General features: G+C 72.8%; 24 protein-coding genes. 8 read left to right on the top strand and 16 right to left on the bottom strand.

Annotated features, from left to right (window positions below; genetic code table 11):
* Positions 1-41 precede the first annotated feature (41 nt).
* Both ACIQOW_RS25495 and nagA read left to right on the top strand, forming a co-directional pair.
* Positions 42-989: an ROK family protein gene (locus tag ACIQOW_RS25495; RefSeq protein ID WP_188297586.1), complete on the top strand. Its 948-nt coding sequence runs from the start codon at positions 42-44 to the stop codon at positions 987-989.
* Complete coding sequence (nagA, locus tag ACIQOW_RS25490) at positions 986-2,167, top strand: N-acetylglucosamine-6-phosphate deacetylase (protein ID WP_401088622.1); 1,182 nt, start codon at positions 986-988, stop codon at positions 2,165-2,167. Before ACIQOW_RS25495 ends, nagA begins: the two co-directional genes overlap by 4 nt.
* 61 nt (positions 2,168-2,228) lie before the next feature.
* Here nagA and ACIQOW_RS25485 read toward each other — a convergent pair whose 3' ends face one another.
* Together ACIQOW_RS25485 and ACIQOW_RS25480 are read right to left on the bottom strand one after the other, a co-directional pair.
* Entirely contained in the window at positions 2,229-3,251 is a 1,023-nt protein-coding gene (locus ACIQOW_RS25485) for a hypothetical protein (protein ID WP_401088621.1), read from the bottom strand.
* A gap of 157 nt (positions 3,252-3,408) precedes the next feature.
* The gene (locus tag ACIQOW_RS25480) at positions 3,409-5,199 is read right to left on the bottom strand and encodes a diguanylate cyclase domain-containing protein (protein WP_401088619.1); all 1,791 of its coding nucleotides are present in this window, start codon (positions 5,197-5,199) and stop codon (positions 3,409-3,411) included.
* A gap of 371 nt (positions 5,200-5,570) precedes the next feature.
* Here ACIQOW_RS25480 and ACIQOW_RS25475 point away from each other — a divergent pair, with 371 nt between their 5' ends.
* Positions 5,571-6,098: a flavin reductase family protein gene (locus ACIQOW_RS25475; protein WP_317620153.1), complete on the top strand. Its 528-nt coding sequence runs from the start codon at positions 5,571-5,573 to the stop codon at positions 6,096-6,098.
* Between the two features lie 8 nt (positions 6,099-6,106).
* Here the strand turns inward: ACIQOW_RS25475 and arfB are convergent, their stop codons facing one another.
* Complete coding sequence (gene arfB / locus ACIQOW_RS25470) at positions 6,107-6,541, bottom strand: alternative ribosome rescue aminoacyl-tRNA hydrolase ArfB (RefSeq protein ID WP_188297591.1); 435 nt, start codon at positions 6,539-6,541, stop codon at positions 6,107-6,109.
* 67 nt (positions 6,542-6,608) lie between these two features.
* On the opposite strand from arfB, the gene ACIQOW_RS25465 reads away from it, so the two are divergent.
* Positions 6,609-7,106: a hypothetical protein gene (locus tag ACIQOW_RS25465; protein WP_401088617.1), complete on the top strand. Its 498-nt coding sequence runs from the start codon at positions 6,609-6,611 to the stop codon at positions 7,104-7,106.
* Positions 7,107-7,241: 135 nt separating this feature from the next.
* Entirely contained in the window at positions 7,242-7,817 is a 576-nt protein-coding gene (locus ACIQOW_RS25460; RefSeq protein ID WP_401088616.1) for a TerD family protein, read from the top strand.
* Between the two features lie 114 nt (positions 7,818-7,931).
* Here the strand turns inward: ACIQOW_RS25460 and ACIQOW_RS25455 are convergent, their stop codons facing one another.
* The 7 genes from ACIQOW_RS25455 to ACIQOW_RS25425 form a co-directional block, all read right to left on the bottom strand.
* Positions 7,932-9,047, bottom strand: a complete 1,116-nt coding sequence (locus tag ACIQOW_RS25455; RefSeq protein ID WP_401088614.1) for a hypothetical protein — start codon at positions 9,045-9,047, stop codon at positions 7,932-7,934.
* A gap of 123 nt (positions 9,048-9,170) precedes the next feature.
* Positions 9,171-9,659 carry a DUF3180 domain-containing protein gene (locus ACIQOW_RS25450; RefSeq protein ID WP_188301520.1) on the bottom strand — a complete coding sequence of 163 codons (489 nt, stop codon included), beginning with the start codon at positions 9,657-9,659 and terminating at the stop codon, positions 9,171-9,173.
* A gap of 170 nt (positions 9,660-9,829) precedes the next feature.
* Positions 9,830-10,429, bottom strand: a complete 600-nt coding sequence (gene folK / locus ACIQOW_RS25445) for a 2-amino-4-hydroxy-6-hydroxymethyldihydropteridine diphosphokinase (RefSeq protein ID WP_188301521.1) — start codon at positions 10,427-10,429, stop codon at positions 9,830-9,832.
* 43 nt (positions 10,430-10,472) lie between these two features.
* Positions 10,473-10,832 (bottom strand): dihydroneopterin aldolase, encoded by a 360-nt coding sequence (gene folB / locus ACIQOW_RS25440; RefSeq protein WP_188301528.1) that lies wholly within the window; start codon positions 10,830-10,832, stop codon positions 10,473-10,475.
* A 246-nt stretch (positions 10,833-11,078) separates the two neighbouring features.
* Positions 11,079-11,558: a nuclear transport factor 2 family protein gene (locus ACIQOW_RS25435; RefSeq protein ID WP_188301522.1), complete on the bottom strand. Its 480-nt coding sequence runs from the start codon at positions 11,556-11,558 to the stop codon at positions 11,079-11,081.
* Between the two features lie 28 nt (positions 11,559-11,586).
* A complete protein-coding gene (folP, locus tag ACIQOW_RS25430; RefSeq protein ID WP_188301523.1) occupies positions 11,587-12,468 on the bottom strand; it encodes a dihydropteroate synthase in 882 nt (293 codons plus the stop codon).
* 77 nt (positions 12,469-12,545) lie between these two features.
* A complete protein-coding gene (locus ACIQOW_RS25425; RefSeq protein ID WP_401088610.1) occupies positions 12,546-14,387 on the bottom strand; it encodes a phosphatidylglycerol lysyltransferase domain-containing protein in 1,842 nt (613 codons plus the stop codon).
* Positions 14,388-14,764: 377 nt separating this feature from the next.
* On the opposite strand from ACIQOW_RS25425, the gene ACIQOW_RS25420 reads away from it, so the two are divergent.
* On the top strand, positions 14,765-15,919 hold the full coding sequence (locus ACIQOW_RS25420) for an alpha/beta hydrolase (protein WP_401088608.1): 1,155 nt from the start codon (positions 14,765-14,767) through the stop codon (positions 15,917-15,919).
* A 159-nt stretch (positions 15,920-16,078) separates the two neighbouring features.
* Here ACIQOW_RS25420 and folE read toward each other — a convergent pair whose 3' ends face one another.
* The 6 genes from folE to dacB form a co-directional block, all read right to left on the bottom strand.
* Complete coding sequence (gene folE, locus ACIQOW_RS25415; protein WP_030309924.1) at positions 16,079-16,684, bottom strand: GTP cyclohydrolase I FolE; 606 nt, start codon at positions 16,682-16,684, stop codon at positions 16,079-16,081.
* 106 nt (positions 16,685-16,790) lie between these two features.
* Positions 16,791-18,845: an ATP-dependent zinc metalloprotease FtsH gene (ftsH, locus tag ACIQOW_RS25410; protein WP_188301526.1), complete on the bottom strand. Its 2,055-nt coding sequence runs from the start codon at positions 18,843-18,845 to the stop codon at positions 16,791-16,793.
* 225 nt (positions 18,846-19,070) lie between these two features.
* Positions 19,071-19,625 (bottom strand): hypoxanthine phosphoribosyltransferase, encoded by a 555-nt coding sequence (hpt, locus tag ACIQOW_RS25405; RefSeq protein ID WP_049654051.1) that lies wholly within the window; start codon positions 19,623-19,625, stop codon positions 19,071-19,073.
* Between the two features lie 71 nt (positions 19,626-19,696).
* The gene (gene tilS / locus ACIQOW_RS25400) at positions 19,697-20,824 is read right to left on the bottom strand and encodes a tRNA lysidine(34) synthetase TilS (protein ID WP_401088605.1); all 1,128 of its coding nucleotides are present in this window, start codon (positions 20,822-20,824) and stop codon (positions 19,697-19,699) included.
* A 284-nt stretch (positions 20,825-21,108) separates the two neighbouring features.
* Positions 21,109-22,278 (bottom strand): zinc-dependent metalloprotease, encoded by a 1,170-nt coding sequence (locus ACIQOW_RS25395; protein ID WP_401088603.1) that lies wholly within the window; start codon positions 22,276-22,278, stop codon positions 21,109-21,111.
* A 132-nt stretch (positions 22,279-22,410) separates the two neighbouring features.
* Positions 22,411-24,033, bottom strand: a complete 1,623-nt coding sequence (gene dacB, locus ACIQOW_RS25390; RefSeq protein WP_401088601.1) for a D-alanyl-D-alanine carboxypeptidase/D-alanyl-D-alanine-endopeptidase — start codon at positions 24,031-24,033, stop codon at positions 22,411-22,413.
* A 76-nt stretch (positions 24,034-24,109) separates the two neighbouring features.
* Between dacB and ACIQOW_RS25385 the strand changes: the two genes are divergently transcribed.
* Together ACIQOW_RS25385 and ACIQOW_RS25380 are read left to right on the top strand one after the other, a co-directional pair.
* Positions 24,110-24,601, top strand: coding sequence for an inorganic diphosphatase (locus tag ACIQOW_RS25385; protein WP_188300447.1), 492 nt, complete (start codon positions 24,110-24,112; stop codon positions 24,599-24,601).
* 216 nt (positions 24,602-24,817) lie between these two features.
* Complete coding sequence (locus tag ACIQOW_RS25380) at positions 24,818-25,486, top strand: heme oxygenase (biliverdin-producing) (protein ID WP_401088599.1); 669 nt, start codon at positions 24,818-24,820, stop codon at positions 25,484-25,486.
* Positions 25,487-25,557: the final 71 nt, after the last annotated feature.

Here is a 25,557-nt window from a genome sequence, read left to right as displayed (position 1 = left end):
GGACTAGACCTCTTCTACCCACCCAAGGGAAACTGTCCTCCGTGAAGCACGTCATCGCACTCGATGTAGGCGGCACCGGCATGAAGGCCGCGCTGCTCGCCCAGGACGGCTCCGTGCTGTTCGAAGCACGCCGACCGACCGGGCGGGAACACGGCACGGACGCCGTTGTCGCCACCATCCTCGACTTCGCCGCCGACCTGGCGGACGAAGGCCGCAGCCGTTTCGGCGTCGCCCCGCTCGCGGCCGGTGTCGCCGTCCCGGGGACGATCGACGAGAAGAACGGCATCGCGGTCTACTCCTCCAACCTCGGCTGGCGCGACCTCCCGCTGCGGAGGCTCCTCGGCGAGCGTCTGGCCGGACCGGACGGCGGCGCGATGCCGGTGGCCCTCGGCCACGACGTGCGCTCCGGGGGCCTGGCCGAGGGCCGGCTCGGAGCCGGCCGGGGCGTCGACCGCTTCCTGTTCATCGCCCTCGGCACCGGCATCGCCGGCGCCATCGGCATCGACGGCCGGATCGAGGCCGGCGCGCACGGCTACGGCGGCGAGATCGGCCACGTCGTGGTCCGCCCCGGCGGCCCCCTGTGCGGCTGCGGCGCCCGCGGCTGCCTGGAGACGCTGGCCTCGGCCTCCGCCGTCTCCCGTGCCTGGGCCGAGGCCAGCGGTGACCCCGACGCCGACGCGGCATCCTGCGCCGCCGCGGTGGACGCCGGGGACGACCGCGCGCTGGCGGTCTGGCAGCAGGCCGTCGACGCCCTGGCGGACGGCATCTTCCTGGCCCAGAGCCTGCTCGACCCGTCCACGGTGATCGTCGGCGGTGGTCTGGCCGAGGCCGGCGACACGCTCTTCACCCCGCTGCGCGCGGCGGTCACCGAGCGACTGACCTTCCAGATGCCCCCGAAGGTCGTACCAGCCATGCTCAAAGACACCGCCGCTTCCCTGGGCGCGGGCCTGCTCGCCTGGGATCTGCTCTCGATGGAGGTGACCGCGTGACCACCGCGGACCGTGACCGTACTGCCCTGGCCGGCGCCCGACTGGTCCTGCCCGGCGGCGTCGTCGAGGGCGACCGCCTCGCCGTGGAGGGCGAGCGCATCGCCGCCTTCGGCGGCGACACCGAGCCCGGCGACCTCGACCTGACCGGGTACACCGTCGTACCCGGCTTCGTCGACCTGCACGTGCACGGCGGCGGCGGTGCCGCGTACACCTCGGGCATCGCCGAGGAGGCCCTGCTCGCCGCCCGCACCCACCTGGAGCACGGCACCACCACCACGGTGGCCTCCACCGTCACCGGCGAGATCGACGAGGTCGCCCGCCAGGCGCACGTCCTCTCCGAACTCGTCGAGGACGGCGTCCTGGCCGGCATCCACTTCGAGGGCCCGTTCATCTCGCACAACCGCTGCGGCGCCCACCGCCCCGACCTGCTGCGCGACCCCGACCCGGCGCTGGTGCGCAAGCTGGTCGACGCCGCCCGCGGCCATGCCAAGATGGTCACCCTGGCCCCCGAACTGCCCGGCGGCCTGGACTCGGTGCGGATGCTCGCCGACCTCGGCGTGATCGCCGCCGTCGGCCACACCGACTCCGACTACGCCACCACCCTGGAGGCGATCGAGGCCGGCGCCACCGTCGCCACCCACCTGTTCAACGCCATGCCCGGCATCGCCCACCGCGCCCCGGGCCCGATCGTGGCGCTGCTGGAGGACGAGCGGGTCACCGTCGAGCTGATCAACGACGGCGTGCACCTGCACCCCTCTGTGCTGGACCTCGCCTACGGCACCGCCGGCGCGAACCGGGTCGCCCTGATCACCGACGCGATGGGCGCGGCCGGCATGGGCGACGGCCTCTACCCGCTCGGCCCGCTCCAGGTCGAGGTCAAGGACGGCGTCGCCCGGCTGGTCGAGGGCGGTGCGATCGCCGGCTCCACCCTCACGCTGGACGTGGCGTTCAAGCGCTCGGTCACCGTCAACGGGCTGAGCCTGAACCAGACCGTCGAGTCGCTGTCCGCCACCCCGGCCCGGCTGCTCGGCCTGAGCGACTCGATCGGCTCGCTGGAGACCGGCAAGCTCGCCGACCTGGTCGTGGTCGACTCCGAGAGCTACGACCTGGTCGCCGTGATGCGCCGCGGCCGGTGGGTCATCGGCGGCGACGCGTTCTCCACCGTCAAGCCCGCCTGAGCGACGCCGACGGCCGCCCTCCCCCTGCGGGGACGGGCGGCCGTGTCGTGTTCCGGGGGCGTCAGCCGCTCGGTTCGATGGTGACCTGGTCGATCAGGACGGCCCCGGAGGGCACCGTGAAGGTCACCGAGTTCGACCCGGCCTGGAACTGCGGCAGTATCCAGGTGCTGTACCAGGCGGCCGCCTGGTCCTTGGGAGGGGTCCCGTAGATCTTGTACGACAATCCGCTGGGCCATTCCTTGCCGTTCACCACGGCCCCGCCCTTGAGCTCCGCGCCGGAGTAGTTGTAGTGCACGTACATCTTGTAGGTGCCGGCCGTGGCGATCTCACCGGTCCAGGTCACCGAGCCGCCCGGCTGGAGCGTCAGGTAGCTGCCGTCGGCCGACTTGGCGCCCTTGACGCTGTTGCCGGACGGCGCGTTCTGCGCCTGGAGCTGGCTCGCGTCCACGCTCGTCGGGCCGGAGACGGGGGTCGTGGTCGCCGAGGGGGTGGTGCTCGCGGTGGCGGCCGTCGGCGCGGGGCTGCCCGAGACCGGCGGGGCGGCGGTCGTGGTGCCGCCCTTGGTGTCCTTCTCGCCGCCCGGATCCCCGGTGGAGAGCGCTATCCCGGCGCCGATCGCTATCGCCGCGACCACGGCGACCGCACCGATCACCGCGCCCTTGCTCCGGCCGCTGCTGCGGGGCTCGTCCCCCGGCTGCGGCCTGGAGTGCTCCGCGTAGCGGGTCTGCTGGGTGGGCGCGGCACCGTACTCGGGCTGCTGCGGCGGGCCGGGCTGACCTCCGTACGGGGCCTGCTGCTGGCCGCCCGGGTACCCCTGCGGCGGCATGCCCTGCTGGCCGTACGGCTGCTGCTGCGCCCGCGGCGGCCCGGCCTGCGGGTAGCCGTACTGCGCGCGCCCGACCTCCATCGGGCGGCTGTACGGCGTGCGCGGGACCCCCTGCTGCGGCTCGGCCGGCTGCCCGGTGGAACCGTCGGCCGGGCGGTAGAGGTAGCCGAACGGGTCGTCGTCCTGCGGGGCACCGCCCCCCTGGCCCTCGGGCACTCCGTTGCTGCCGGCGGTCGTCACGGTGGTCTGCTCCCCCATCCGGTGCGCCGCCTGCTGCGAGCGGCGCAGATCATGGACGCTGTCGTACCGGGAACCCTACCTGTCGTACCTGACAGCGGGAAAAGAACCCTTGACAACTCATGGGTAACCCGGCCCGGCCGGGGTGGATCCGGGCGAACCGCGGCCTTCCGCGGGCTCAGCCCGCGCGCCGGTGCGAGCGCTCGCCGCGCGCCCCGCGCACCGCACCGCCCCTGGCCCGCTTCTCGTCGTACATCCGCTCGTCCGCGGTCTGCAGCACCTCCTCGATGCTCATCCCGCAGCCCGCCCAGCCGACCCCGAGGCTCACCCCCACCCGCATCGCCCGCCCGTCGATCCGCATCGGCGGGATGATGGCGCCGCGCAGCCGGTGGGCGAGGTCCTTGGCCTCCTCCCGGCCGATCCCGTCGGCCAGCACCACGAACTCGTCGCCGCCGAGCCTGGCCACCGTGTCGCCGTCCCTGACGGCCTGGCTCAGCCGCCGGGCGACCTCGACCAGCACCGCGTCGCCCGCGTTGTGGCCGAACCGGTCGTTGATCGACTTGAAGCCGTCCAGATCGCAGAAGAGCACCGCGAGACCCTTGTCCAGCGCCGCGGCACCGCCGGAGCGGAACGGCGCCGACCAGGCGTCGCCGCCGGGCCCGTACTCGGCCGGGACCACCGCGTGCACGTGCTCCCCGTAGCCCGCCGGGCCGACCCCGGTCGGCAGGCCCTCGGACAGCCCGTAGCCGTGCACCGGACCGGCGTACGGGTCGGTGCCCTCCAGCCCGCCGTGCGCCGCGTGCGCGCTGTAGGAGTCCGCCTGGTAGCCGTACGGCTGCGGGTAGGCCGCCTCGACCTGCCCGGCGGCCGCGCCGACCGGCTGCGGCTGGGCGCAGAGCCGGCGGCCCAGCCTGGCCTTGAGTTCGGCGCCGTTCGGCAGCCCGGTGAGCGCGTCGTGGCTGGCCCGGTGGGCGAGCTGGAACTCGTGCCGCTTGCGGTCCTCGATGTCCTCGACGTGGGTGAGCAGGAAGCTCGGCCCCTCGGCCGCGTCCGCGACGATCGAGTTCCGCAGGCAGACCCACTGGTAGCCGCCGTCGCGCCGGGACAGCCGCAGCTCCGCGCGGCCGCTCTCGGCGCTGGTGCGGTCCAGCAGCGCCCGGTCCTCGGGGTGCACGAGGTCGGCGAAGCTCTGCTGGCGCAGCACCGCCCTGGGCCGGCCGAGCAGCCGGCACAGCGCGTCGTTGACCCTGGTCAGCTGACCGCGCCCGGCGCCGTGCAGTTCGGTGATCGCCATCCCGCTGGGCGCGTACTCGAAGGCCTGGCGGAAGCTCTCCTCACTGGCCCGCAGCGCCTGCTGCTCCTTCTCCAGGCGGGCCAGCGCGCGCTGCATCTCGGCCCGCAGCCTGGCGTTGCCGATCGCGATGGAGGCCTGTAGCGAGAACATCTCCAGCGCCTCGCGGGTCCACGCCCCGGGCCGCTTGCCGCTGCGCGGGCGGTCCACCGAGAGCACGCCGAGCAGGTCGCCGCCGGCGCTGTACATCGGGGCGAGCAGTCCGTCGGCGGGGTGCCAGTCGTTGGCGTACACCGGCAGCGGGCCGTCCCCGATCCAGCGCGGGATGTCGCTGGCGACGGCCCAGCCGCGGTCGTACGGCAGGAAGCGCAGGGTGCCCCAGTGGTCGCTGACGCCGAGCAGCCGGTCCCAGGACTCCCGGGAACCGACCTGGCCGAGCAGCACGGAGGGGCCGCCCATCGGGCTCTCCTCCAGCTCCCAGACGGCCGCCACCACGAGGTCGCCGTCCGGTCTGACCAGGCTGACCGCGGCGGCGTCGAAGCCGAGCCCGTGCACCGCTCCCTCGACGACGGCCTGGAGCGTGCCGGCGAGGCTGCGGGCAGCGTTGAGGTCCGCCACGACCCGGTGCAAGGTGCGGAGGGTCGCGAGACGGACGTACGGCTCCGACTCGGCTTCCATGCGGGGGCTCCCCGGCTGCTTCGGATAGTTCTTGATTGGTTATCGTCCGATTGCCAGAAGAACTGAATCACAGGGAGCACAGCGTTCGGCACGCTCGGTCAGCAATAGGCCATCACTTGTGACTTAAATCACACGACACTAATGCGCCCTTAATCAGTTCATCTGTCCCATAGCTGGACATAAAACGCCATCGGAACATTTCTCGTGGTCGACCGCATCGGCCGCGGACTGAAGCCGGCTACACCCGGCGATCCGACGGCTTCACCCCTGGGGGTGAGTTCGGCCACCGGGCGCAACCCTTCGGCCGGACCACCGGTCCTACGACCAAGGCCCGATGCCCTTCTTCCCGGGCGCCGACTACCGTGCGGTACGTGTACTCGTCCCCGCAGCCCGAAGCTGCCCCCCACGCCACGCCCGACGAGTTCCGGGCAGCTCTCTCCCAGCTCGCCGCCGGCGTGAGCCTGGTGACCCTCCACGACCCGGAGGACGGCGAGGACGCCGGCATGACCGCCACGTCCTTCCTCTCCGTGTCGCTGGAACCGCCGCTGGTGCTGATCTCGGTCCGCGAGGACTCCCGGATGGACGAGCTGCTCTCCCGGGTCGACACCTGGGCCGTCTCGCTCCTGGCCGAGGGGCAGAAGACGCTCGGCTCCCGGTTCGCCATGAAGGGCCGGCTCAGCGACCGGCTGCTGTTCACGGACACCCCGCACCACCGCGGCCCGCGCACCGGCGCCCCGCTGATCGACGGCGCGCTGGCCACCGTCGAGTGCCGCACCGAACAGCGGATACCCGCCGGCGACCACACCCTGCTGCTCGGCCGCGTCCTGGAGGCCGTGGTGCCCGACCCCGGCGGCCGCCCGCTGCTCTACTTCCGCGGCGGCTACCGCACCCTGGGCTGACGGACCGGCTACTCGCCGCCCCGCGGCGACCGGCGGCCCTGCTTCAGCTCGGAGCGGTGCCGCTTGTTCTCCAGCCGGCGCTGGACCATCCCCCGGCTGGGCCTGGTCGCCCGCCGCGCCTTCGGCGGCGGCGCGCACGCCTCGGTCAGCAGCGCCGACAGCCGGACCACGGCCGCCTCCCGGTTGCGCCACTGCGAGCGGAACTCCGAGGCCTGGACCACCAGCACCCGGCCGTCCACCAGCCGCCCGGCCAGCCGCTCCAGCGCACGCTCGCGCCACACCTCGGGCAGCGCCCTGGTCGAGGCCAGGTCGAAGCGGAGCTCGGCCTTGGAGTCGGAGGTGTTGACGTGCTGGCCACCGGGGCCGGAGGAACGCGAGAAGCGCCAGACGAGCTCGGTGTCGGGGACGACCACCGACCCCCGTACGCGAACGGGCTCGGACATGTGCCCATCATCCCGCGCCGCGCCCGTACGGTCACCCGGTTATCCGAGCGCGCGCCGAGCCCCGACAATGGCGTACGTGATCGAGCTCGGCTACTCCCTCTCCAACCGCTTCCCCGACCCCCCGCAGACGGACTACCGCACCGCGTCCGTGCACACCCTGCGGTACGACCTGTTCTCCGGCGACGTCTACCTGGACGGCGAGGACGCGGGGCTGTCCACCGCGTGGGGCTGGGTGCCGGTGCTCGACTTCGCCTGGGCGCTGTGCGACGTCGTCGAGCACCTGGACCGCGACCCGGACGGCAGCCGGGCCGCCCGGGTGCAGACCGCCGACCTCGACTTCACCCAGAACACCGAGCTGCTGCGCTTCGCCCGCCGCTTCAACTGGGTCGAGGTCACCGCGACCTGGCTGCCGGACGAGCCGCCGGTGGTGGTCCGGCACGACGAACTGCGGCGCGAGGCCAGGGACTTCCTCCAGGACACGCTGGCCGACCTCTTCGACATGCACCCTGGCCTGGCCGACAATCCGAACATCTGGTCGCTCCAGGGCCGGTTCCGGCGGATCTGACACCCGGCTTTGCCCGGTCTTTGCCCCGGGATTGGCACCCACGAAGAATTCACGGCCCCTGCGGAACCAAGCCCCCGGGGTATTGCGTTGTCCCGGGGAAAAGCGAACGAAGCGAACGAAGGGACTGCAATCGTCATGCCAGTGAGCCTCTCCAAGGGTGGCAACGTCTCGCTGACCAAGGAGGCCCCCGGCCTGTCCGCGGTCACCGTCGGCCTCGGCTGGGACGTCCGCACCACGACCGGCGCCGAATTCGACCTCGACGCCAGCGCGATCGTCCTGAACGCGGACGGCAAGGTGCTGTCCAACGGCCACTTCGTGTTCTTCAACAACACCAGCACGCCGGACAACACCGTCGTGCACACCGGTGACAACCGCACCGGCGAGGGCGCGGGCGACGACGAGTCGATCAACGTCAACCTGGCCGGCCTGCCGGTCGAGGCCGCCAAGATCACCTTCCCGGTCACCATCTACGACGGCACCGCCCGCGGCCAGAACTTCGGCCAGGTCCGGAACGCCTACATCCGCGTGGTGAACGCCGCCGGCGGCGCCGAGATCGCCCGCTACGACCTCTCCGAGGACGCCGCCACCGAGACCGCGATGATCTTCGGCGAGCTGTACCGCAACGGCGCGGAGTGGAAGTTCCGCGCCGTCGGCCAGGGCTACGCCTCCGGCCTGGCCGGCATCGCCCAGGACTTCGGCGTCCAGCTCTGACGCACCCGCGGGAAACGCCGCGGCGCGGGAAGTCGGTCCGTCCGACCTCCCGCGCCGCGGTTCTTCGTTTCCGGGGTCCTGAGCCCGGGCACCGGGGCCAGGGCACCGCCGGCCTCAGCGCGAGGCGCGCAGCTCCGGCAGCTCGATCAGCTCGGTCTCGTCCTCCGGCGTCAGGTCCACCACGGTCGGCTCGCCCCGCTCCGGCCGGTCGGCCGGCTCCGCGGCCCTGGCCCCGGCCTCGGCGGCCACCACCTCGTCGCCCACCACGTCCGCCAGGTCGGCGCGCTCCCCCAGCTCGGCGACGCTGCCCACCGCCGGTGCCGGGGCCGCCGGGCGCACCGCGGCACCCGGGTTGCGGCCGAAGAAACTGAAGCCCTGCCCGCGCACCTGTCCGGACTGCACCGGCCGCTGCCGCTGCCGCTCCCCCGGCACGGGCACCGCGGCCGGAACCGCCGGCGTTCCGCCGAGCTGACCGACCGTCGCGGTCAGCGCCGGACGCGCCGGCACGGGCCGCGCGGGCGACTGGGCCGCCGGGGCCTGCCCGGGGGTGGGCACCGAGGGCGCCACCGGGGCCGGCACGGCCACCGGAGCGGGCACCGCAGCCGCCGGGGCGGCCTGGACGACCGGAGCCCCCGCCGCGGGCGCCCGCAGCGCGACCTCCGCACCCGCCGTACGAGCCCGCTGCTCCTCCTGCTCCGCCGCGCGGCGCTCCAGCAGCCGCAGCACGGCCGCCGCCCGCACGTACGCGGCCGGGCTGGCCGGGTACCTCGGACGGCTCGCGGCGAGCGCCTTCTGGGTCGCCTCGGCCTCCTTGAGCGCCTGCTCGGCCACCGCCACGGCCCGCTCGCGCAGCAGCCGGGCGATCTCGGTCTCGGCCTTCGCCAGCCGCGACTTCTCCGCCGTCAGCCGCCGCCCGAACCTGGTGGCCCGCTCCTCGGCGACCTCCGCCGCGTACTCGGCCTCGGCCAGCTGCTCCTCGAACCGCTCCTCGGCGCGCAGCCGCTGGGCCGAGGCCATCTCGGCGGCCGCCCTGGCCGCCTTGTCCCGCTGGCGCAGCAGCAGCGCGAAGCCGAGCGTCGCGATCACCGTCGCGACGCCCACCGAACGAACCAGGACGGTGTCCTGACTGAAGAGCAGTGCGGCCAGAGCGGCGACCAGCAGTACGCCGGCGGCGGTGGGGGGGAAGACCCGGCCGAGGACGGAGGAATGACGGTGGCGTCCGCGAGACATGTCCAAGAAACTAGCGTGCGAATTGGGGGCGTGTCAGCCCAGGGTCCCCTTCCGCCCTTGACAGGGTGCGGTTTTTACCGCACGTGCCCGGAATCTCACGCAAGATCACGACGGACGCCCGGCTCAGCGGTGCGATGCCGCCTGGCCGCCCGGGTCGTCGTGGTTCTCCGGCAACTTGCACACGTGCTGGATCCAGAGCGCCGCGGCGATCACCGCCGCCCCCGCCAGCACCGCGAGCCCGGCCGTGACGGCCTGGTCCTGGCGGGCCGACACGTCCAGCTCCCCCAGCAGGTAGATCCCGGCGCCCGCGTAGACGCCGGTGACCACCGCCGAGACCAGCGCGCTGGCCTGTCCCAGCACCACCGCCCTGGCCGCCAGCAGCGGGTCGACCCCCTTCGCGCCCGGCTGCCGCTCGCGCACCGCCTTCAGCCTGGCCCGCAACGACAGCGCGGTCGCCAGCAGGATCACCGCCACCGCCGCCAGCACCACCGGCGCCGCGGCCGGCACGGCGGGCAACGTGTCCAGGGAGGCCCACAGTTTGGAGCCGGCCCAGGACAGCGCCGTCGTGGCCGCGGTGATGCCGATCAGCAGACGGAGGCGAAGCAGCTTCACTCGGAGGGGGTCCTTCCCTGGTACCGGAGCCGGCCGGCCGCCCGGTGGCCCGGCACGGCGACGCCAGGCCACCGTACCGGGCCCGGCCGGGCGGGCACCCGCGCGAACGACGGACACCTACTCGTACGGCCGGGCCCCCGGCCGAGTTCCCTGACCGGCAGCCCCGAGGCCTACTCCGGCAGCGTCAGCCGGATGTCCTCGCGGCGCTTCACGCCCTGCGCGCCCGGGCCGCCCAGCCCGTCCAGCAGCACGTCCACCCGCCCGTGCCCCGGCACCTCGGCCTCCGGCTGGGCGTCCAGCCAGGGGGCGAGCACGAAGGCCCGCTCGTGCGAGCGCGGGTGCGGCAGCAGCAGCTGCGGGTCGTCGCTCAGCACGCCCTCGTAGGCCAGGATGTCGACGTCCAGGGTGCGCGGGCCCCACTGGACCGTCCGCACCCGCCCGAAGGCGTCCTCGATGGCGTTGCCGCGCTCCAGCAGGTCCCGCGGGGGCAGCGAGGTGCGCAGCACCACGACCGCGTTGTAGTAGTTCGGCTGTTCCTCGGGCCCGCCGACGGCCTCGGTCTCGTACACCGCCGAGACGGCCTTGATCCTCAGGCCCGGGGTGTCGGCGAGCGCGTCCACGGCGCCCTGGAGGGTGTCCAGCCGGTTGCCCAGGTTGCTGCCGAGCGCGATCACCGCGCAGTGCTGACTGTGCAGCGTGGTGTCGGCGGAGTCCACCCGGCTCTCCAGGTCGAACGCGTTCGGCGTGGCCGTCGGGTCGCTGGTGCTCATCGGAGAATGTCCTCTACATCGAAAACCGGGGGCGCGGCGGGGGTCATGCGCGGCCCCGGTGGATGGTCACGGTCACGTCGTCGAACGGCACGGTGATCGGGGCGTCCGGCTTGTGCACCGTGACCTCGACCTCCTCGACCGCTTCGTGCTTGAGGCACTGGTCGGCGATGCGCTGGGCCAGGGTCTCGATCAGGTCGACCGGTTCCCCGGCGATGATCGCGGTGGCCTCCTCGGCCACCAGACCGTAGTGCGCCGTGCGGGTGAGGTCGTCTCCGGCCGCCGCGGGGCGGGTGTCCAGGTACAGCACGAGATCGACCACGAAGGTCTGTCCCTCGACGCGCTCACGCTCGAAGACGCCGTGGTGGCCCCGGGCACGCAGCCCCCGCAGGGTGACGCGGTCCAGCAAACGAATCACTGCTCCCAGTCGGACGGACCCCGCCCGGAGAAAGGCATGGACGGGCAGGGTGAAGGCGGGCAGCACGCCCGCCACTCCGTTTCGAATCTACCCGCGAGCACGGACGACGCCTGACCGTCCTACCCGGCACGAACCGACGCCACGCGCGCCGGTATGGCGATTGACGTGAACGTTCGGTGACCGCTCGGAAATTCCGGACGACTTCCCGGCGCGGCATTTCCGCGGTCGCCGGAATCAGCTCTCCTCGTCGTCGTCCCCGCTGGTCAGAACGGGTGAACCGTGATGCGACCAGAGCTTCCACCCGGCCGGGGTACGACGGAACAGATTCGTCGACACGACCTTTCCGCCGACCAGTGGCCCGAGTTCCCCCTCCTCCTCCGACTCGCCGCCGGACAGGATGTTCTCGGTGCACGTGACAAGGGCCACATCACCGTGCACCTCGGCCTCGACATCGGTCAGGAAGAACTGGATGTACTCCGTGTTCATCATGATCAGCATGTACGAGCGGGTCACCTGGGCCCGGCCGCGCAGCACCGGCCAGCCCGGGTGCACGCACACCACGCCGCCCTTGTCGTCGGCGTCCGCGGCGCCCAGCCAGGCCTTCTCGACCGCTTCCAGGTCCCCCCGTTCCAGCGCCTCGTAGAGTCCCCGGTTCGCCGCGAGCACGGCCTCCAGGTCCGTCTCGCGGGCCCGCCCGGCCGTACCGCCGCTCAACCTGCCGTCACCTGTCACAGACCCTCCCTCACCCCAGCCGCGCCGCGTGCTGCCAGGCCGCGACCACCCGGACGGCGTCCGCCGTACCGGACACGTCGTGCACCCGTACCGCCCAGGCTCCGGCCCTGGCCGACAGCACCGACACCGCGGCCGTCGCGTCGTCGCGCTCCCGGGCCGGGCGCAGTTCCCCGGTTGCCGGGTCGGCGAGCAGCGTACCCAGGAACCGCTTGCGCGAAGCCGCCACGAGCACGGGACGGCCGAGCGCGGTGAGCGCGTCCAGCCGGCCGAGCAGTGCCCAGTTGTGCTCGGAGGTCTTGGCGAAGCCGAGCCCGGGGTCGAGGATCAGCTGGTCCTCCTTGACGCCGGCCGCCAGCAGCGCGTCCACCCGGCCGGTCAGCTCGGCCACCACGTCCCGCACCACGTCGCCGTAGACGGCCATCCGCTCCATGTCGGCGGACTGCCCGCGCCAGTGCATCACCACGAAGGGCGCGCCGGTCTCGGCGACCACCCTGGCCATCGCCGGGTCGGCGAGCCCGCCGGAGACGTCGTTGACGATCGCGGCACCGGCCTCGACCGCCTGCTCGGCGACCGAGGCGCGCATGGTGTCCACGGAGACCATCACCCCGGCGTCGGTGAGTTCGCGCACCACCGGCAGCACCCGGCGCAGCTCCTCCTCCTCGGGCACCCGCTGCGAGCCCGGGCGGGTCGACTCGCCGCCGACGTCCACCAGGTCCGCGCCGCGGGCCCGCAGCGCGAGGCCGTGCGCGATCGCCTTGGCGGGGTCGTGCCACATCCCGCCGTCCGAGAAGGAGTCGGGCGTGACGTTGACCACACCCATCACGGCGCAGCGCTCCAGCCGCGGCAGTCCGACGGGGAGGGAGAAGGACGGCGAATCGTTCATGCTCCCCATTATCGAACGGCGGGCCGCCATCGAACGGGGCCCCCACCGAGGATGCTCGGCGGGGCCCCGGACGGCGGCGAAGGGCCTCAGGCGGCCTCGGTGACCTCGCGGGTCGACGGGACGGGCATCAGCCCCTCACGCTGGCGCCTGCGGCCGAAGCGCGGCATGCCGAGCGTGATGAAGGCCTCCGCCTGCATCGCCGCGAAGCCGATCCGCGGCAGGTCCCTGGTGTTCGGGAAGACCAGGAAGCGCGGCTCCCACTCGGGCTGGAACTTGGCGTTGAACTTGTACAGCGACTCGATCTGGAACCAGCGCGACAGGAACACCAGCAGCCCCCGCCAGGCGCGCAGCACCGGGCCGGCGCCGATCCGCTCGCCGCGGGCCAGCGCCGAGCGGAACATCGCGAAGTTGAGCGACACCCGGCGCACGCCCATCGCGGGCACCGCCTGGAGCGCGGCGACGATCAGCAGCTCGTTCAGGCCCGGGTCGGCGGCGCGGTCGCGGCGCATCAGCTCCAGCGAGATGCCGTCCGGCCCCCAGGGCACGAAGTGCAGCACGGCCTTCAGGTCGTCGCCCTCCTCGCCCTCCTCCGGGTCCTTGTGGGCGGTGACCACCACGCAGTCGTCGTCCAGCGGGTCGCCGAACCGGCCGAGGGCCATCGAGAAGCCGCGCTCGGTGTCGGTGCCGCGCCAGCGGGCGGCGGCGTCGGCGATCCGGTACTTCTCCTCCACGGTGAGGTCGCCGACCCGGCGCACCTTGCAGGAGTAGCCGTTGCGCTCGATCCGCTTGACCATCTGGCGCACGTTGCGCATGGCCCGGCCGGAGAGCGAGAAGGCGGCGGTGTCGACGATCGCCTCGTCGCCCAGCTCCAGCGCGTCCAGGCCCGCCTCGCGGGTCCAGACCTCGCCGCCGACCTCGCTGCACCCCATCACGGCGGGCACCCAGGCGTGCTCGCGGGCCTCGGCCATGAACACCTTGATCGCGCCCGGCCAGGCCTCGACGTCGCCGACCGGGTCGCCGGAGGCGAGCATCACCCCGGAGACCACCCGGTAGGAGATCGCGGCCTTGCCGGTGGGCGAGAACAGCACGCTCTTGTCGCGGCGCAGCGCGAAGTAGCCGAGCGAGTCGCGCTCCCCGTGCCGGGTCAGCAGCCCGCGCACCTTCTCCTCGTCCTCCGCGGTCAGCTCGGGCTTCGGCTTGCCGGGGCGCAGCGCCAGGTAGGCGGTGGTGAAGGCGGTCAGCAGGCCGAGCCCGCCGAGCAGGTAGGCGACCAGGTCGGACATCCGCTCGTTGTTGTAGCGGACCGGCCCCTCGAAGCCGAACAGCCCGTACCCGACGTGCTGCAAGCGCTCGGTCAGGCCCGGGTGGCCGATCTCGTACTTGGTCCTGGTGCTCACGATCAGCAGGCCGAGCAGCACGCTGAGGAGGCCCATGACGACCAGGTTGACGACCGCCCGCCAGCGGGTGCGCGGGTCGGCCTTGGCGTAGAACTCGCGCTGGTGGACCAGCATCACGACGAGGACCACGAGCGAGACGACCGCGGGGCCGATCTGGTGCCAGCGCACGAGGTGCAGCCCCACGCTGACCGGCAGCAGCACGCAGACCGCCCGCCAGGCCCGCCGCTTGCGCCGGCGCAGCGCGTGCGCCAGCGGCACCAGCAGGATGCCGACCATCAGCGTGCCGACCGCCGCCAGGCTGGTGGTGCCGCCCGGGAGCTGCCCCGCGAAGTTGTGCATCCTGGTGTGCCGGAGCTTGGGGAACACCGCGCTGGCGATGTCCACGAGCCCGATCAGCAGACAGACGTACCCGACCGCTCCCGGCAGCCAGGCCCTCGGTACGGCGGACGCCTGGGTACGCAGCGTCTGCAGGCCGCGACGACGGCGCGGCGGCTGCTCGGGGCTCGGCTCAACGGACACGGGAACGCTCATGGAAGCTCAGCGTAGAGGCTGCGGTGCGGTGTCCCGTCACTCCGGGGGAGGACGCGTGATGGACCTTCATGCCTATTCCTTCATCAGGCAATGCGCATACCAAGGACCCGGAAACGGTCGGTAAACCGGGGCCGTGGTCGCGCTGCGGGTTGAGCCGGCGGTGGGAGCCGGGGGCCCGCCGCAGCGTGGCGCGGCAGGGTCCTCCGGGACGCGTTACGTACGGTGGACGCCGCATTCTAGGGCGCCGGTTGCCTGCGATTTTCCCCGCCCCACCGGCCCGCCCGGGCGTCCGGACAGCCTAGCCGCGGTGGCCCGGCCTGACGGATCGCCAGACGATGAAGCCTGCACCGACAGTGTCCCACCGGAAGGCCGACGGTATGGAACTGACCAGCGACGCGCTGGTGAACTCGCTACTCGCACTCGGCGCCGCGGCACTGGCCGCCACCCTGTGGATCTGGCCGAGACTGGCGTCGCAGCGCCCGCTGCCGGTGCTCGGCCGGATCGGGCTCCTGACGCTGGTTCAACTCTCGGTGCTGGCGGTGCTCGCGGCGTCGGTGAACAACTCCTTCGGGTTCTACACCTCCTGGGCCGATCTGCTCAGCACCGGCGGCGCCAAGCTCGCGCTGACCAGCAACGAGAACCACAAGGGCGGCACCCCGGTCGCCGACGAGCTGGTCCAGCCGACCGCCGAGGGCGGCCTGGAGACCGTCACCAACCTGCCGAAGGGCCCGCCCGAGGAGGTCGGCAGGATCGAGTCGGTCCGGGTCAGCGGCAAGGAGACGGGCTTCTCCGACCAGATGTTCGTCTACCTGCCGCCCGCCTACTTCGACCCCAAGCTCGCCCTGGTCCGCTTCCCGGTCCTGCTGGCCATCGCCGGCTACCCGGGCAACACCCTGAACCTGCTCCACGAGCTCCCCTTCGCCCAGACCGCGATCGAGATGCAGCGCACGGGCAGGATGCAGCCGACCGTCCTGGTGATGGCGCGACCGGCGGTCGTCCCGTCCCGGGACACCGAGTGCGTGGACGTCCCCGGCGGGCCGCGCACCGAGACCTGGTTCGTCAAGGACGTCCCCGAGGCCATCCGCGGCAACTACCGGGTCGGCCGCACGGCCGGCTCCTGGGCCACCATGGGCTACTCCACCGGCGGCAGCTGCGCGCTGCGGCTGGCGATGCGCTTCCCGAACGTCTACGGCAGCGCGGCGAGCCTGCACGGCGACTTCACCGTGCGCCAGGACAACTACACCGGCGGCGACCTCTTCAACGGCGACAAGGCCCTCACCCAGCAGCACGACCTCGGCTGGCGGCTCCAGAACCTGCCGGTCCCCGCGCTCAGCCTGCTGGTGGTCTCCACCCGCACGGAGGGCGACTACCCGCAGACCGTCCAGTTCGTCGACCAGGCCTCCAAGGCCGCGGCGGCCAACCCCCAGTTCAAGGTCGACTCGCTCTACCTGGACGACGGCGGGCACAACTTCGACAGCTGGACCAGGGAGCTGCCGGCCTCACTCGAATGGCTGGGTTCGCACCTCGGATAGGGACAGGCGGGTGATCACCCGCCGGCCGGCCCGGACGGCCGGCGGCCCGGGTGGTCACACGCCGGGTGCCCGAGCGCCGCGACGCCCCGGGCACCCCGGCCCCGCCGCACGCGGAGCGCGCGGTGCCCCCCGAGGCCGCCGCGGCGGCCGGGCGCCTCCTCAGCGGCCGATGATCAGGCTCATCGCCTCGGCCCGGGTGGCCGGGTCGCGCAGCTGGCCGCGCACGCAGGAGGTGATGGTCTTGGCGCCGGGCTTGCGGATGCCGCGCATCGACATGCACATGTGCTCGCACTCGACCACCACGATCGCGCCGCGCGGCTCCAGGATCCGCATCAGCGCGTCGGCCACCTGGCTGGTCAGCCGCTCCTGCACCTGCGGCCGGCGGGCGTAGACGTCGACCAGCCGGGCGAGCTTGGACAGCCCGGTGATCTTGCCGCTGGTGGACGGGATGTACCCGACGTGCGCCACGCCGCGGAACGGCACCAGGTGGTGCTCGCAGACCGAGGTCAGCTCGATGTCCTTGACCAGCACCATCTCGTCGTGGCCGAGGTCGAAGGTGGTGGTGAGGACGTCCTCGGGCTCCTGCCACAGGCCCGCGAATATCTCCTTGTAGGCCCGCGCGACCCGGGCCGGGGTCTCCAGCAGACCCTCGCGGTCCGGGTCCTCCCCGACGGCGAGCAGCAGCTCGCGGATGGCGTTCTCGGCCCGCTTCTGGTCGAAGGTACCGACGGCGGGCGGACCGTCGAGCGTCACCGGATCGATCATGCGGGCCTCGCTTATGTATCGGAAGACTGTGGCTGAACAGCACGGATGCCGCGCCTCCAGGGTACAAACCCTGGTGACGCGGCATCCATTCCCTCTGCTGCGGGGGTCAGCCCTCGGCCGGCGGCTCGGTCGCCGGCAGCGGCGGGAGCTTCACGACGTCCACCTGGGGGACGTCACCGGCGGCGGCGCCGTTGGTGAGCGCCAGCTCCTTCGGGGACTGCACCGGCGGCCTGGTGGACGGCGTGCGACGGGAGGAACCCGTCCAGGCCGGCCGGGCCGGGCGCTTGACGATCGGCGCGAAGACCTCGGCGATCTGCTCCTTGTTCAGGGTCTCCTTCTCCAGGAGCTCCAGGACCAGGTTGTCGAGCACGTCGCGGTTCTCGACCAGGATCTCCCAGGCCTCGTTGTGCGCGTTCTCGATGAGCTTCTTGACCTCTTCGTCGACCAGCCCGGCGACCTCTTCCGAGTAGTCGCGCTGGTGGCCCATCTCACGGCCCAGGAACGGCTCCGCGTTGTCCGAGCCGAACTTGATCGCACCGAGGCGCTCGGTCATGCCGTACTGGGTGACCATGGCCCGCGCCGTGGCGGTGGCCTTCTCGATGTCGTTCGAGGCGCCGGTGGTCGGGTCGTGGAAGACCAGCTCCTCCGCCGCGCGGCCGCCCAGCATGTAGGCCAGCTGGTCGAGCATCTCGTTGCGGGTGGTGGAGTACTTGTCCTCCTCCGGCAGCACCATGGTGTAGCCGAGGGCCCGGCCGCGGGACAGGATGGTGATCTTGTGCACCGGGTCGCTGTTGGGGCACGCCGCCGCCACCAGGGCGTGGCCGCCCTCGTGGTACGCGGTGATCTTCTTCTCCTTCTCGGACATGATCCGGGTGCGCTTCTGCGGACCGGCCACGACGCGGTCGATCGCCTCGTCCAGGATGAAGTTGTCGATCAGCTTCTTGTCCGAACGGGCGGTCAGCAGCGCCGCCTCGTTGAGGACGTTCGACAGATCGGCACCGGTGAAGCCGGGGGTGCGCTTGGCGACGGCCGAGAGGTCGACGTCGGGCGCGATCGGCTTGCCCTTCTGGTGCACCTTGAGGATGTCCAGCCGGCCCTGGAGGTCGGGGCGCTCCACCGCGATCTGGCGGTCGAAGCGGCCCGGGCGCAGCAGCGCCGGATCCAGGATGTCGGGGCGGTTGGTCGCGGCGATCAGGATCACGCCGCCCTTGACGTCGAAGCCGTCCATCTCGACCAGCAGCTGGTTGAGGGTCTGCTCGCGCTCGTCGTGGCCGCCGCCGAGGCCCGCGCCGCGGTGCCGGCCGACGGCGTCGATCTCGTCGACGAAGACGATCGCCGGGGCGTTCGCCTTGGCCTGCTCGAAGAGGTCGCGGACGCGGCTGGCGCCGACACCGACGAACATCTCGACGAAGTCCGAGCCGGAGATCGAGTAGAACGGCACCCCGGCCTCGCCCGCGACGGCGCGCGCCAGCAGGGTCTTGCCGGTACCGGGCGGGCCGTAGAGCAGCACGCCCTTGGGGATCTTGGCGCCGACGGCCTGGAACTTGGCCGGCTCCTGGAGGAACTCCTTGATCTCGTGGAGCTCCTCGACCGCCTCGTCCGCGCCCGCGACGTCGGAGAAGGTGGTCTTCGGGGTGTCCTTGGTGAGCAGCTTGGCCTTGGACTTGCCGAACTGCATGACCCGGGAGCCGCCGCCCTGCATCTGGTTCATCAGGAACAGGAAGACCAGGACGATGATCACGATCGGGAGCATCGACAGCAGCAGGCTGACGAAGGTGCTCTGCTTCTCCGGGCTGATCGTGTAGCCCTCGGCGAGCGTGCCCTGGTCCTTGTCGTTGACCTGGGCCTGGAGCTTGTCGGCGATGGCGACGCCCTGGTCGCCGATGTACGAGGCCTGGAACTTGGTACCGGACGGGGTCTTGCCCGTACCGGCGGTGGGCAGCGTGGCGCCGTCCTTCAGCTGGATCTTGATCGTGTTCGAGTCACCGGTGGTGATCTGCGCCGACTTGACGTTGTGCGCATCGATCGCCGCGACGACCTGACCGGTGTCCACCGTCTTGTAGCCGTTCGAATCCGAAACGACCTGCATCAGTACGATGACGGCGAGGACGGCCAGCACGATCCACATGATCGGCGCACGGAAGTATCGCTTGACGTCCATCCATGCGGGGCGTTGCCGCCCCGTCCCTCCTGCCACTCAACGGCGCCGGGGGGCTGTTGGGCCGCGGCGCGTCCGGTTGGTGCTCATGTGAAGAGCGGTTTATTGGACCGTACCGCAGTCGGACCCACCGGTGGCGGGAGCACTGCGACACGACTTTGGTTCCTTGCCCCCGGACCAACGGGCGGGAACGGCCTACTGTTCCCGCCCGTCGCCCGAACGGGGCCCTCAGCCGCCGTAGACGTGCGGGGCGAGGGTGCCGATGAAGGGCAGGTTGCGCAGCTTCTCCGCGTAGTCCAGACCGTAGCCGACCACGAACTCGTTCGGGATGTCGAAGCCGACGTACTTCACGTCGATCTCGACCTTGGCCGCGTCCGGCTTGCGCAGCAGGGCGCAGACCTCCAGCGAGGCCGGGCCGCGCGAGCCCAGGTTGCCCAGCAGCCAGGACAGCGTCAGACCGGAGTCGATGATGTCCTCGACGATCAGGACGTCACGGCCGGCGATGTCGGTGTCCAGGTCCTTCAGGATCCGCACCACACCCGAGGACTTGGTGCCCATGCCGTACGAGGAGACGGCCATCCAGTCCATGGTGACCTGCGAGTGCAGGGTCCTGGCGAGGTCGGCCATGACCATGACGGCCCCCTTGAGGACGCCGACGATCAGCAGGTCCTTGCCTGCGTAGTCCCGGTCGATACGCTCGGCCAGCTCCAGGAGCTTGGCGTCGATCTCGTCCTTGCTGATGAGCACCTTCGCGAGGTCAGCGCCCATGTCGTTCTGGTCCACCGGGGATACGTCCTCAAACGTTCGGGGTCTTTGTGGCCGGCGGCCGGCTCCCCCGGGGCATGCCTCGCCCGTCAGTCGCCCTGCCGCCGAAAGACCAGCGTGCCACACCTGCGGGTCGCCTCGACGCCCCCGGGTAGGTGCAGCGGGCCCTGGCCGCGCCATCCGGTGACCAGCAGGTCGATCGTCTCCAGGTGCCGGGCGAAGAGGTCACCGGCCGGGCAGCCCGCGCGCAGCGCGGCCCGGCGCAGCACCCGGCGGCGCACCGCGGACGGCAGCTCGGCCAGCTTCACGGCGTCCAGGGCGCCATCGCCCGTACGGAGGTCGCGTTCGGCCAGGGAGGCCCACTGGTCGAGGGCGTCGGCGTCGTCGCGGAACAGCCGGGCGGTACGGGCCAGCGCCTCGACCACTCCGCCGCCCAGGTGCTTCTCCAGGACCGGCAGCACCTCGTGGCGGACCCGGGAGCGGGTGTAGGCGGGATCACAGTTGTGCGGGTCGTCCCAGACCGGGATCGACTGGGCGGTGCAGGCCTGCCGGGTGGCCGCCCGGTCCAGCTCCAGCAGCGGACGGCGGTAGCGGCCCTTCTGGGCCGGCATCCCGGCCAGCGAGCGGGCGCCGGAGCCGCGGGCCAGGCCGAGCAGCACGGTCTCGGCCTGGTCGTCCCTGGTGTGGCCGAGCAGCACCGCGATCGCGCCGTGGCGTTCGGCGGCCCCGTCCAGGGCGGCGTAGCGGGCGTCCCTGGCGGCGGCCTCGGGGCCACCGGCCCGGCCGACCCGCACCGGGACCGCCTCCACCGGGTCCAGCCCGAGCGAGCGGAGCCGGTCGGCCACCTGGGCGGCGCGCTCGGCGGAGCCGGCCTGGAGGCCGTGGTCGACGGTGACCGCGCCGACCCGCAGGCCGATCTTGGGGGCCTCGAAGGCGGTGGCGATGGCCAGCGCCATCGAGTCCGCGCCGCCGCTGACGGCGACCAGGACCAGCGGCGAGCCGGGCGCGGCAGGGGTGCGGGGCAGCCCGGAGGGGTGCCGCGCGGCGTTGCCGATCAGGGTGGTGCCGACCGCGGCGCCCACCAGCGGCACCCCGGCCGGGCGCTCGCGGGGCTCGCGCACGGGCGCGGTGAAGGTGGAACCGGCCTCGGCTGCGAGGTCGGTGAGCGTACGGCGAACGGCCAGGCGTATCGCGGCGACGGCGGGGTGAGGGCCCACGGCGGACGACTCCTCGACGGAGGGGGGACAGGACGTGCGGCGGACGCGGCGGGGACCGCGCCCCTGCATGAGCACCCTGTTACCGGGCGCTCACAGATGGTGGCAGAAAGGAGCGACCCGCTACGCCACCCGCGCCACCGGTACGACCCCCGTCCCACGTTCGGGTGAATGAAGAAACGCTTCTTCACCCGTCGTCTGGCCGATTGGACCACTCGTACGAGCGGGTTTGACCGACGCGCGCCGCTTGCCGTCCGGCTCACGGCGCGCCGGTGCCACGACCCCGCTCAGCGGGCCACCCGGGCCACCCAGGCGGCCGGATCGTGGATCTCCTCCTTGGTCGGCAGGGTGTTCGGGGAGGTCCACACCCGGTTGAACCCCTCCATGCCGACCTGCTCCACCACGCCGCGCACGAACACCGCGCCGTCCTGGTACTGGCGCAGCTTCGCGTCCATGCCCAGCAGCCGGCGCAGCAGCAGGTCGAGCCGGTTGGCGCCGCGGTCCCGGCGCTGCTGGAACTTCTCCCGGATCTCGGCGACCGTCGGCACCACGGCGGGTCCGACGCCGTCCATCACCACGTCGGCGTGGCCCTCCAGCAGCGACATCACGGCCGTCAGCCGGCCGAGGATCTCGCGCTGCGCGGGCGACTGGACGATCTCCAGCAGGTTCCCCGAGGAGGCGCTCTCCCGGTTGCCGCCCGGCAGGCCGCCGAGCGAGCCCGCCGCGTCCCGCAGCCGCTCCAGCAGCGCGCCCGGGTCGACGTCCGTCTCGCTGAGGAAGGACTGCACCTCGGACTGGATGTGGTCGCGCAGCCACGGCACCGCGGTGAACTGCGTCCGGTGCGTCTCCTCGTGCAGGCAGACCCAGAGCCGGAAGTCGGACGGGTCCACGTCCAGCTCCCGCTCGACGTGCACGATGTTCGGCGCCACCAGCAGCAGCCGGCCGGGACCGGGACCGTCCGGCCCCAGCCGCGGCTTGTCGAACAGCGCGGCCGGGCTGTCCGGCGCCTCCAGCGGGGGCTCGGCCGGGGCGAAGGTCTCGTACTGGCCCAGCACCTTGGTGGACAGGAACGCCAGAAGCGCCCCGACCTCGATCCCGGTGGCCTTCTCGCCCACCGCGCCGAACACCCCGGCCGCCGCGCTGTTCGTCCGACGCGCCTGGAGCTTCTCCACCAGCGGCTGGACGACCGTACGGAAACCCGCCACGTTGGCCCGGATCCACCCGGGGCGGTCCACCACCAGCACCGGCGTCGCCGCGGCCCGGGACAGGCTCGACGAGCGCATGCCGGTGAACGCCCGCACGTGCTCCTCCGCCTCCAGGGCGTGCCTGCGCAGTTCGGCGACCACCGCCGCCGCTTCCTCCCGGCTCACCTCGGGCCCCGGCCGCACCAACCTGGTCGCGGTTGCGACCGCGAGGTTCCAGTCGACCATGTCAGCACCGCCACTCGCGCTCGTCATGCCCTCACCGTACGTGCTCCCCACCACCAACGGCAGCCACCCGCCGCGAACACCTCCCGCCCGACGGCCCACGGATGACGGACGGGTGGGGCGGGCGGCCCCGGCCCGGGCGGGAGCGGTGCCCGTGTCCGGTCAGTGGCAGCCGCAGGCGGTGAGGCGGGCGGCGACCCGGTCCATGGCGGCGCGGGCGGTGTCGGCGGGGGCGCCGGTGCGGGTCATGACGGCGAAGGCGAGGAGGCGGCCGTCGGCGTCGACCACGGTGCCCGCGAGGGTGTTGACTCCGCTGAGGGTCCCGGTCTTGGCGCGGATCAGGCCGGCCGCGTCGGCCGCGCCCGAACCGGAGCCGTAGCGCTTGTTGAGGGTGCCGGTGAAGCCCGCGACCGGGAGGCCGGTGAGCACCGGGCGCAGGGCGGGTTGCTGCTCGGAGGCGGCCAGCGCGAGGAGCCGGACCAGCACGGCGGGCGGGATCGCGTTGCCGGGGTGCAGGCCGCTGCCGTCGTTGAGGACCACGTTGCCCATCGGCACGCCGAGCCGGGTCAGCTCCTGGGTGACGGCGGCCGCGGCGCCCTCGAAACCGGCCGGCTGGTGGGCGGCGATGGCGACCTGACGGGCGATCGCCTCGGCGAGCTGGTTGTCGGAGGTGGTCAGCAGGCGCTCGACCAGCCGGGCGACGGTCGGCGAGTCGACCCCGCCGAGGACGGTCGTGCCGGAGGCGGCCGGGTCGGGGGCGGGCGCGGCGGCGGGACCGGCCTTGCCCGTCACGGTGATGCCGCGGGCCCTGAGCAGCGCGGCGAAGGTCTCGGCGGCCGCGGCCGCCGGGTCGGCGACCCGCTCCGGGGCGTCCTCCCTGCTCTTCGGGTCCACCTTGGCCTCGTCCACCATCAGCGGGACCACCAGGGCGATGTTCTGCCCGTCGTGGTTCCTGTGCTGCGGGTTGCCCGCGTACAGCGACAGGTCGTAGTCCAGCCGGACCGTCGTGGTGCCGAGGTTCCTGAGGGTGCCGGCGGTCTGCTGGGCCAGCTCGTCCAGCGAGGCGGGGGCGGTGTCGGCGTCGGCCGGCTGCCCGCCGATCTGCACCTGGTCGGCGGGCAGTGCGGTGAGCGTCGGGTCGCCGGCACCGACCAGGGTGATCGTGCCAGGGTCGGCGCCCCTGACCACCCGGGTGGTCAGCCGGGTGTCGCCCGGGATCAGCGACAGGGCCGCGACGGCGGTGGCCAGCTTGGTGGTGGAGGCGGGGGTGGCCGGGGTGTTCTCCCCCGAGCCGTACAGGAGTTGACCGGTGCCGGCGTCCGCGACGGCGAAGGTGACCTCGCCGAGGCTCTTGTCGGCGAGGGCCGCGGCGAGGGCCTGCTGGAGGCCCTGCGCGGTGGGGACGGCGGAGCCCGCGCCGCCCTCGACGGCCGCCAGGACGGCGCCCGGCGCGGGGGCCGGGCCCGCGGCGGGCGCGTCGCTGCCGACGGGAACGGGAGCGGTGGCGGGCGGCAGGGACCGGCGGGTGGGCACCGCGCTCGGGCCGTCGCCGGCCCGGGACTTGGCGCCGCCCTTCCCGTGGTCGCCCTTGCCGCCGTCGTGACCGCCCTGCCCGTCGTGGTCCTCGTCGTCACCGTGCCCGGCGCTGTGCCCGCCCGGCGGCGGGGACGGCTGCGCGTACGCGCCGCCCGAGGTCAGGACCGTGCCGACGACCAGCAGGGCCGCCCCGAACAGCCCCGAGACCGTCCCCCCGCGGCGCCGCGCCGCCGCTCCCCCTGCTCCCACCGACCGGCCCCTTTCCCGAGCACTCGCTCCCGTAGGAGACACTTGGATTCTGTCAGTCCCTACCTTGGAGGAACCGTTGGAGTTCGACGTCCTTATCGAAATCCCGAAGGGCTCTCGTAACAAGTACGAGGTCGACCACGAGACCGGCCGTCTGCGGCTCGACCGGATGCTCTTCACCTCGACCCGCTACCCGGCCGACTACGGCTACGTCGAGGGCACGCTCGGCGAGGACGGCGACCCGCTGGACGCGCTGGTCATCCTGGACGAGCCGACCTTCCCCGGCTGCCTGATCAAGTGCCGTGCCATCGGCATGTTCCACATGACCGACGAGGCCGGCGGCGACGACAAGCTGCTCTGCGTCCCGGCGACGGACCCGCGCTGGGAGCACCTGCGCGACATCCACCACGTGTCGGAGTTCGACCGCCTGGAGATCCAGCACTTCTTCGAGGTCTACAAGGACCTGGAGCCCGGCAAGTCCGTCGAGGGCGCCGACTGGGTCGGCCGCGCCGAGGCCGAGGCCGAGGTCACCGCTTCGATCAAGCGTCTGGCGGAGCAGGGCGGCCACTGAGCCGTCGTTCCGATCCCACTCGATCCAGGACAGTCGAGACGGGTCGGGACAGCCTGGGGCCGGGGTTCGCGGATTCTTCCGCGGGCCCCGGCCTTCGTCGTGTCCGGGGACCGGACGGTTTGCCGACACCCTGTCGGCATGATGTGAAGTTAGGTTAGGCTAACCAAAACATTCGGCCCGATCGCGAACCGGCCGACCCCGAACCCTGGAGGCCGCATGCCCACGCCCGCGCCCACCCCGTTCTCCACCGTGCTCCGCACCGCCAGCAGCGAGGAGCACGAGGCCGCCGAGCAGTCCTCGTTCATGAGCCACCTGCTGGGCGGCCGGCTCGGGATCGAGGCGTACGCCGACCTCACCAGCCAGCTCTGGTACGTCTACCGGGCCCTGGAGGGCCGGGCGGAGCAGCTCGCGGAGCACCCGCTGGCGGGCCCCTTCATCGACCGGGCGCTGCTGCGCACCGCCGCCGTCGAGCGCGACCTGGCGCACCTGCGCGGGCCCGGCTGGCGGGACGGCCTGGCGCCGCTGCCGGCCACCGCCGCGTACGTCGCCCGGGTGGAGGAACTGGCCGCCGAGTGGCCGGCCGGGTACATCGCGCACCACTACACCCGCTACCTGGGGGACCTCTCGGGCGGCCAGATCATCCGGGGCGTCGCGGAGAAGACCTGGGGCTTCGAGCGCAAGGGCGACGGCGTGCGGTTCTACGTCTTCGAGGAGGTCGACAACCCGGCGGCCTTCAAGCGCGAGTACCGGGCCAAGCTGGACGCGGCCGGGGAGGCGCTGGACGAGGTCGAGCGGCGCCGGGTGGTCGAGGAGTGCAAGCGGGCCTTCGTGCTCAACGGGGCGATCTTCCGGGACCTGGACGCGCGTTACCCGCTGAGCGCGTGAACAGCTGAGCGCATAAACGTTTCTCCAGGCCCTTTCCAAGGGCCCGGCCCCGGCGAGCGGTTGCTCGCCGG

The sequence above is a fragment of the Kitasatospora sp. NPDC091335 genome (genome assembly GCF_044757205.1).
Taxonomy (GTDB): Bacteria; Actinomycetota; Actinomycetes; order Streptomycetales; family Streptomycetaceae; genus Kitasatospora.
The sequence above is the reverse complement of the archived record's forward strand: the minus strand, read 5'-3'. Positions and strand labels throughout refer to the sequence as shown.

Excerpts from the sequence above, each read along its gene's own strand:
- ACIQOW_RS25485 (WP_401088621.1), bottom strand. The coding sequence starts at position 3,251 with ATGGGGGAGCAGACCACCGTGACGACCGCCGGCAGCAACGGAGTGCCC.
- ACIQOW_RS25480 (WP_401088619.1), bottom strand. The coding sequence starts at position 5,199 with ATGGAAGCCGAGTCGGAGCCGTACGTCCGTCTCGCGACCCTCCGCACC.
- arfB (WP_188297591.1), bottom strand. The coding sequence starts at position 6,541 with ATGTCCGAGCCCGTTCGCGTACGGGGGTCGGTGGTCGTCCCCGACACC.
- ACIQOW_RS25465 (WP_401088617.1), top strand. The coding sequence starts at position 6,609 with ATGGCGTACGTGATCGAGCTCGGCTACTCCCTCTCCAACCGCTTCCCC.
- ACIQOW_RS25460 (WP_401088616.1), top strand. The coding sequence starts at position 7,242 with ATGCCAGTGAGCCTCTCCAAGGGTGGCAACGTCTCGCTGACCAAGGAG.
- ACIQOW_RS25455 (WP_401088614.1), bottom strand. The coding sequence starts at position 9,047 with ATGTCTCGCGGACGCCACCGTCATTCCTCCGTCCTCGGCCGGGTCTTC.
- folK (WP_188301521.1), bottom strand. The coding sequence starts at position 10,429 with ATGAGCACCAGCGACCCGACGGCCACGCCGAACGCGTTCGACCTGGAG.
- folP (WP_188301523.1), bottom strand. The coding sequence starts at position 12,468 with ATGGGGAGCATGAACGATTCGCCGTCCTTCTCCCTCCCCGTCGGACTG.
- ACIQOW_RS25425 (WP_401088610.1), bottom strand. The coding sequence starts at position 14,387 with ATGAGCGTTCCCGTGTCCGTTGAGCCGAGCCCCGAGCAGCCGCCGCGC.
- ACIQOW_RS25420 (WP_401088608.1), top strand. The coding sequence starts at position 14,765 with ATGGAACTGACCAGCGACGCGCTGGTGAACTCGCTACTCGCACTCGGC.
- folE (WP_030309924.1), bottom strand. The coding sequence starts at position 16,684 with ATGATCGATCCGGTGACGCTCGACGGTCCGCCCGCCGTCGGTACCTTC.
- ftsH (WP_188301526.1), bottom strand. The coding sequence starts at position 18,845 with ATGGACGTCAAGCGATACTTCCGTGCGCCGATCATGTGGATCGTGCTG.
- ACIQOW_RS25395 (WP_401088603.1), bottom strand. The coding sequence starts at position 22,278 with ATGACGAGCGCGAGTGGCGGTGCTGACATGGTCGACTGGAACCTCGCG.
- ACIQOW_RS25380 (WP_401088599.1), top strand. The coding sequence starts at position 24,818 with ATGCCCACGCCCGCGCCCACCCCGTTCTCCACCGTGCTCCGCACCGCC.